The sequence below is a fragment of the Streptomyces sp. NRRL S-350 genome (assembly GCF_000719705.1).
Taxonomy (GTDB): Bacteria; Actinomycetota; Actinomycetes; order Streptomycetales; family Streptomycetaceae; genus Kitasatospora.
Window position 1 is genome coordinate 1 of record NZ_JOHO01000119.1, and the last position, 7,353, is coordinate 7,353.

At 71.9% G+C, this 7,353-nt stretch carries 4 protein-coding genes; all 4 read left to right on the forward strand.

Annotation, left to right across the window (positions count from 1 at the left end):
• Window positions 1-995 precede the first annotated feature (995 nt).
• The 4 genes from IF30_RS0139530 to IF30_RS0139545 all read left to right on the forward strand — a co-directional run bounded on the left by IF30_RS0139530 (window position 996) and on the right by IF30_RS0139545 (window position 7,147).
• The gene (locus IF30_RS0139530; RefSeq protein ID WP_158835942.1) at window positions 996-3,197 is read left to right on the forward strand and encodes a protein kinase domain-containing protein; all 2,202 of its coding nucleotides are present in this window, start codon (window positions 996-998) and stop codon (window positions 3,195-3,197) included.
• Window positions 3,194-5,314, forward strand: coding sequence for a protein kinase domain-containing protein (locus tag IF30_RS44375; RefSeq protein WP_158835945.1), 2,121 nt, complete (start codon window positions 3,194-3,196; stop codon window positions 5,312-5,314). The genes IF30_RS0139530 and IF30_RS44375 overlap by 4 nt, the downstream gene beginning before the upstream one ends.
• A gap of 25 nt (window positions 5,315-5,339) precedes the next feature.
• Entirely contained in the window at window positions 5,340-6,182 is an 843-nt protein-coding gene (locus IF30_RS48430) for a hypothetical protein (protein ID WP_030247771.1), read from the forward strand.
• A gap of 482 nt (window positions 6,183-6,664) precedes the next feature.
• A complete protein-coding gene (locus tag IF30_RS0139545) occupies window positions 6,665-7,147 on the forward strand; it encodes an SUKH-4 family immunity protein (protein WP_234323023.1) in 483 nt (160 codons plus the stop codon).
• The last annotated feature ends 206 nt before the right edge of the window (window positions 7,148-7,353 follow it).

Genomic DNA, 7,353 nt, shown 5'->3' on the forward strand with positions numbered 1-7,353 from the left:
TCGGCCTTCACGGACACCATCCACGAGGCGAACGACAACCCGATCGACGCCATGCCTGCCAGGTAGGCGTGCTCGGACTTCACACCCGCGTCATGCAGCTTCTTGATGATCACGACAAACCTCCAGCTGTTGCGGTACTCCGGCCACGGCGGCTGCCCAACCTCCCGCGACCCACACCAGGTTCATCGCCGCCCACCGGAGTCGCTGGTGGCGGCGCGGGGTGGTGCGGGTGTCGTGTTGGTCGCGGTGGGTAACCGCCGGGGTGGAGAGAGGTCCGGCCGTTCGTGGATCACGCCATGGGAGCTGTCTTCGATACCCGCCGCCGCCGTGTGCGGCTGTCCTTCGCCGGTACCCGGACCTGCCCGTCACCCGGGGCCGTGATTTCGCCTCCCGGGCCCTGGGCCGGTGGGGACCGGCGGGACCTGGCCAGTGGATGGCGCCGGAGGTGTGCGAGGACGTCCTGATGGTGACCGCCGAACTCCTGGCCAACGCCCTCGTCCACGGCCATGGACCGCGGGAACTGGTCCTCGACTACCGCCCCGGGGTGGTGCGGGTCGCAGTCAGCGACTACACCCCGGCCCCACCACCCCACCACCCCTGCGCCCCGACGCCCCGGGGCAGCCGGGCGGCTACGGCCTCTTGGTCGTGGAACGCCTCACCGTCTCGGCGGACGCCGGCGGCAAGACGGTGTGGGCGGAACTGCTCACCACCCGGCCGCGATGGTGCTGAACAGAGACGATATCCCCGGCAGCCCCGGTGCTGAGCCGAAAACGCACCGGTGCGGACCCGCCCGACCGCGACCTACAGTGGTCTGTGCCATGGGGGCGGCGTCACGGGACGGGAGCGGTGCGATCGACGACACGGGTACTTTCGCCATCACGGTCCGGGACAGCCCGGCCGGGCCGGTGCCCGAGCGGTTCGGGCCGTGGGAGACCGCTTGATGAGTTGTACGTGTCACTCTGTCCGTGACGGCGGCGACATACTGGGGAGGCTTGGTGGCTGCCAATGGTGACACCGAAGGAATAGCGGCGCAGCCGGCCGTGTTCGTGGGCCCCCATCAGTTGCTGCGGCCGTTGGGCGAGGGCGGGATGGGGGTGGTGTACCTGGCCCGCTCGCCCGGACTGAGGCTGCTCGCGGTGAAGGTCATCCGGGCCGAGTACGCGGAGGACCCGCAGTTCCAGCGCCGGTTCCAGCAGGAGGTGGAGGCCGCCAGGCGGGTGACGGGGTTCCACACGCCGCCCGTGGTGGACGCGCAGCCGCGTGGTCCCCGGCCGTGGATGGCCACGTCGTACCTGCCGGCGCCGTCGCTCGGCGAGGTAGTCAGGCGGTTCGGCCCGCTCAGCGAGGCGGGTGCGCGGGCCTTGGGGGCGGCGCTGGCGGAGGCGCTGGCCGCGATCCACGCGGTGGGAGTGGTGCACCGTGACCTCAAGCCGGGCAATGTGCTCATCGCGCGGGACGGTCCGCGTGTCATCGACTTCGGGATCAGCCGTGCCTTTGACGCCGTTCACCTGACCCGGACCGGCATGGTGTGCGGCACGCCCGGATACATCGCTCCCGAGCGCATCGTCTCCGCATCCGTCACCTTAGCCTCGTCGGACGTGTTCTCGCTCGGCTGCCTGCTGGTGTACGCGCTCACCGGCCGTGCCCCGTTCGGCACTGGTGAGCCCGCGCAGATCAACCGGCGGGCGGTCTACGAGGAGCCCGAACTCGCCGGTGTGCCGGCCGTATTGCGCCCGCTGGTGGCTGCGTGCCTGGACAAGGAGCCTGCCCGGCGGCCCGCGGCGGCGGCCGTGCTGGCCGCACTGGCTCCGGTCGATCCGGCGGCACTGCTGAGTCCAGGCCTGCTGGCCGACCTCGACGCCCGGGAGCGGCAGGCCGCGATCGACCTGGCCGCGCCGCCCGCCGATCCGCCCCTGCTGCCGGTGCGGACGTGGCAGTCGCTCAGCCGCCGCGGCCTGTTCGGCCTCGGTGCCGGGCTCGGCGCGGGTGCGGCCGCCGCCGTCGGCGTCCCGCTGCTGCTCACCCGTCGGGCACGGGTGGCCGCCGGGACGGCCACGGTCGGCAATCCCGTGGACGCATGGGGAGCCGACACGGGAGGCGCGAGCCCCTCGCCCGAAGCCCCGGCCCCGCTGTGGAGCCGGCCGTTCAGCGGTGTGGCGGTCGGCCATCAGCTGTCCGTCCTCGGGCCCACCCCAGTGTGGTGGTCCCAGGGGCTGGGCGCGACCGGCCTCGACGGCTCGACGGGGCGCCAGGCGTGGTCCCGCCAGGACGTCCAGTTCTTCCAGGCGCAGAACGGGCTGCTCTACGGGACGTCCATGGACTTCAAGAGCCTGGTGTGGCTGAACGCCACGGCCGAGGACCACCGGATCCCGCTCACCGTGCCCGCCGAGCAACGGATGGACGCCGAGATGAGCATCCGGGTCTTCGGCGCGGATGACCGGACCGTGGTGATAGCCCGGCCGACGGCCTTCGCCGGCGGCGGAGTCGTCGTCGGGGCCGATCCGGGCACTGGGGAGGTGCTGTGGCAGCACGACGTCGCCCAGAACATGGCGGTGCCCATGGCCCGCGACTATGAGCCCTTGTACAGCGGTTCCGGCAGCTCGATGGGCCTGGTCGCCGACGGCAGGTGCTACTACCGCGACGGTGACGTCCTGCACGCGGTGGACCTGCGGACCGGCGCGTCCCAGTGGCAGGCCGCCGGCCTCGCGGGCGGCGGCGCCGGGCTGCCCTCACGGCTGATCCGCACCGGCGAACTGCTGCTGGTCGTCAACGGCCAGACGGTGGTGGCCCTGGAAACGGCCACCGGGCGGCAGCGCTGGCTGGCTCCCCCCGTCCCGCAGGCGGTCTTCGGCTGTGCACTGGGTGCCGGCAGGCTGCTGCTGTCCGGGAACCTGGGCACCGCCTACTGCCTGGACGTCACGACCGGCAAAGGGCTGTGGCACTCCACCGTGGCGACGGCGACCTCGGCGGGCACGGGGATGGACTTCCGGGTGCCGTCGGCAGGCGACGGCTTCTTCGGCGTCCCCCTGCTGGGCGGGTCGTCCGGGGCCGCCGTCCTGGACGCCACCAGTGGCGCGGTCCGCTGGGTGTCACGCCCGGCCTCCGACGAGGGCCAGTGGACCACCGCGGCCGTCGGCGGAACGCTCTACTGCGCCTCCTCCACAACGCTGCGCGCCTTCCGGGCCGGCGCCGCATGAGCGCGCAGAGCATCGGTCCCTATCGCATCCTGCGAAAGCTCGGCGCGGGGGGCATGGGCGCCGTCTACCTGGCCGCCACCGGCAGCGGGCGCCCCGTCGCGGTGAAGACCGTGCAGCCGGAGTACGCGGCCGACGCCGAGTTCCGGCGCAGGTTCACCCAGGAGGTGGCGGCGGCCAGGTCGGTCAACGGGGCCTACACCGTGGCGGTGGTGGACGCCGACACCGAGGCTGAAGTCCCTTGGCTGGCCACCGAGTTCGTCGCCGGGCCGTCGCTGTACGAGGCCGTGGTACGGCACGGCGCACTCGCCGGGCCCGCGCTGCAGGTACTGGGAGCGGGCCTGGTGGAGGCGCTCGCCGCGATCCATCGCGCCCGGATCATCCACCGGGACCTGAAGCCCTCGAACATCCTGGTCGCCCGGGACGGCCCGAGGGTCATCGACTTCGGGATCAGCAAGCCGACGGCCGACGCGCTGCCCACTGCGAGCGGCCAGATCATCGGCACCCCCGGGTTCATGTCTCCCGAACACGCGGCAGGGCTGGATCTCACCCCCGCCAGCGACCTGTTCTCGCTGGGCGCCGTGCTGGCCTTCGCCGGGACCGGCCGCACGCCCTTCGGCGAGGGGCCACCGGCGGTGCTGATCTACCGGGCCTCCGAGGAGCCTCCGGACCTCGACGGAGTGCCACCGGAGCTGACGGGACTGCTGGTGCGCTGTCTGGACCGGGATCCGGCCCGGCGGCCCGCACCGGCTGAGCTTGCCGAGGCCTTCCGGTACGGCCCGGCGGTCGGCACCGACTGGCTGGGAGGCGCGGAGCGGACCGTACGCCGACGTGAGCGCGAACTGGCCCGGGTGCTGAGCGATCCGAACGGCACCCGGCGCCGGCTTCTCGTCCTCGGCGGAGCGCTGCTCGCCACGGCCGCCGCGGGCGGTGCCACCCGGGCGCTGTGGCCGGGCACGTCGGGGGCGCCCCCGACGGCCTGGTCGGTGACCCTTCCGCGGGCCGGGATGACACCGGTCGGCTGCGGACCGGCGGCGGTGGTGTGCGCGGACCGCACGGGGGCCGTCGGCTACGACCGTTCCGATGGACGGGTGCTGTGGAGCAGCACCGTGGAGGCGGGGATGGTCCCGGTCGGCGACGGCGGGCGGCTCTGGTCCGTGGACTCCGACGGCTCGGTGCGGGCACGCGACGCGCGCAGCGGCGACACGGTCTGGCGTTCGTCCGACCCGGTTCCCGGTGCGCAGTCCGTCGCCCTGCCGCTGCCGGTCCTGCTGCTGGTCACCGGAGCGGACGGAACGCTGCACGGCTACGACGCGGCCGGAGGGAGCCGACTGTGGAGCAGTACGGCGCTGGGCACTTCGTTCCGCATCCAGGGCATGCCGTCGGCGGGGCTACTGATCGTCACGCTCCTCGGGGACCCGGCCCGGCTCGCCAAGGGCGCCTTCCGGTTCGTGGCACTCGACAGCGCCACCGGACGCCAACGCTGGTCGCTCGACGCCCAGGACCTGTACGCGCCGCCGGACGGGAGCCAGCTGTACGCCCTGGGCGCGGATCTCGCCCTCACCGCCGTGGACGGCCAGAACGCAACCGCGCTCTGGAGCCGGCCCACCGGTCTTCCGTCCGGGACCACGTACACCGGTTTCTACCAGGGTTCGCTCTCACTCCGCCGAGGAGTGGTCACCTGCCTGCCCCTCACCGCGCCGACTGCCACGGACGGGAAGGTCGTGACGGCAGCCTTCGACACCGAGGGCGCCCGGCTCTGGACCGGCTCGCGCACCGGCGTCATCACCGGGTGCGCGGACGCCGGAACCGTCGTCGTGACCGGCGGCCCGCAGGACGCGTCCGCCCTCGACCTGCGCACCGGGCACACCGCGTGGACCTGGCCGTCGCCACACGGTGCCGCCACCGTGTGGGGCGCCGTCGGAGGGTCGTTCCTGATCACTGCGCCCACCGCCGCCGACGGGATCACCGTGCAGTCGCTCACCAGCGCCGCCGGCAAACCGCAATGGCACCAGACGTTCGCCCGGCAGCCAGGGGCCCCGCAAGTCCTCGCCCAGGACTCGGCCCTGCTGGTCGGCTACGGGACCACCCTGACCGCCTATCACCTGTCAGCCGGCTGACAGCCTCCGAAGGGTTCATCACGAGATGGCCGAGATCGAGGACACCCCGCCCGCCACCCAACCGCTGCCGACCCTCCCGGGCACCCGCTCCCTGCCGCCACAGCCCACTCCCGCCACCCTCCCCGACCCCGCGGACCTGCGCCCGGCCGGACCCACCCGGCGGTGGACCTGGCTGCTCGGAGGCGTCACGGCCGGGGCGGGCACCGCAGCGCTCGTCCTGGGCCTGGTGGCCAACCTCGTCACCCCGGCGGCGACCGCGGGGACGACGGCCGCGACGACCGTCTCCGCCGCTACGACGGTCTCCGCAGCGACGACGGTCTCGGCCACGACGGCCGTCTCGCCCGCGCCGACCCTCCCGGTCACGCCCGGACCGGCGAGCCCTACGACGGCGCCCTACACCACCTTGGCCGCGGGCTGCGCCCTGGTTCGCCCCGAGACGGTCGACCGCTATGCGAAGGGAACCTCCTGCAGCGAGCAAAAGGACGTCGGGGGCATGACCAATGCGAGCGCGGGCTGGCACAGCAATGACGGAGGCTGGACCATGATGCAGGTCATGGTCTTGCTGTCCCCGATCGCCGAGAGTCTCTACGAGACCACCGTGGCCGGGCACCGGGCCACCATCGGAATGAAGGTCACTGACGACCGGGCCGTGCCCGGCATAGGGGAGAAGGCAAACCTGTTCTACACCACCATGAATGGGCACGGCCACGCCGACCTCGTGGTGCTCCAGCGCAACGCGCTCATCACCATCAGCTATGAAAAGGGCACCTTTTCCGGGGCCACCCTGAAGGACATCCCGCCCACCGAGGCCGAAGCCGCCGCCACCGCCTGCGCCCAGGATGTCGTGGCCACGCTCGCCGCCTCGTGAAGCCCGCGACGCCACCAACCCCGGCCGTACGTCGATCCAGCTAGGTTCCGTCCGGTCGATCATGTGCGGAGCCAGATGACGAGGGCAGCTGCGGTGACGCGTCCGGCCGCACCGGGAGATCGCCGCGCGCCTGCGCCAGGTGCTCAACGTCCCGCCGGCCTGACCGGACCAGACGGTCAGGCGCTGCGGCCAGAGACCAGGCGCCCGACCGACGCTTTCATGCCTGAGTGTCACGTTTTGCGCTCAGCATTTCGAAAAGTTGCCCACAGGCCAGAGGCGACATTGTCGTCGCATGGCAAGCGATAGCGACATCACAGGCATTCACGGCATATCAGGTGAAGAGCGGCGCGAGCGCGGGCAGATCGAGGACGGCCTGGAGCGCGCCGAGCGCGACCAGTCCGTCCCTTGTCTCGCAGGCCCGCGGGTATCGCCGGGGCAGTCCTTCGGGAGAAGATCTCCCCGCGAGTCAGCCCCTGCCGAAGTTGCCGAAGCCCGAGTTCGTCTTGATCCGCGTCGAGGCCCCGCCCGAGGCGCCCGCTCAGGTCGCTGTCGTTCTCGGTGAGACCGGCATCCCCGCCGGGTTGATCGGCTACGAGTACCGGCCGCTGGATGAGCCGGTGTTCCTCGGGGAGATCGGTGAGCGGGGGCTGGTCGCCATCGCTACGAGTGGCCTGTTCGGACGCATCGCCGTCGCCGTCGCCACTGGTCACATGGTGCAGATTCCCACGATCGATTCCGCGAGGGCCCGGCACGTCAACAGCGATCTCGGCTCCTTCAACCAGTGTGTGGCCGCGGTGATCGAACGCTTCCCGTTCTATGCGGACGGCGACGAGGACAGGTACGAGGAGGTGGCGGAAGAGCTTCGCGATCTCATCTCCGGCATCGACGAGACCGCTCTCGCGGACAACGGGTTCTGGGAGACCTCATGCCACTGGCCTGCAAAGGTCGTGCTGGGCCGACATTAGCGGCGCTGGAAGGTCACTGGACGCCGTCTCCCTGACCCAATCTTTCGCAATTCTGCGAAAGATTGGGTCAGGGAGACGGCGTCACGAGCCAGTGGACGTCGGAGCCTCCGGCGCGGTCAGGGGGCGGTCGTGGTCAGTCTGGGGTCGTTCGCGTAGACGGGGTTGTCCTGGCGTTCGTACTGGGACAGTGCCAGGCCCATGCAGAA

Excerpts from the sequence above, each read along its gene's own strand:
- IF30_RS44375 (WP_158835945.1), top strand. The coding sequence starts at position 3,194 with ATGAGCGCGCAGAGCATCGGTCCCTATCGCATCCTGCGAAAGCTCGGC.
- IF30_RS48430 (WP_030247771.1), top strand. The coding sequence starts at position 5,340 with ATGGCCGAGATCGAGGACACCCCGCCCGCCACCCAACCGCTGCCGACC.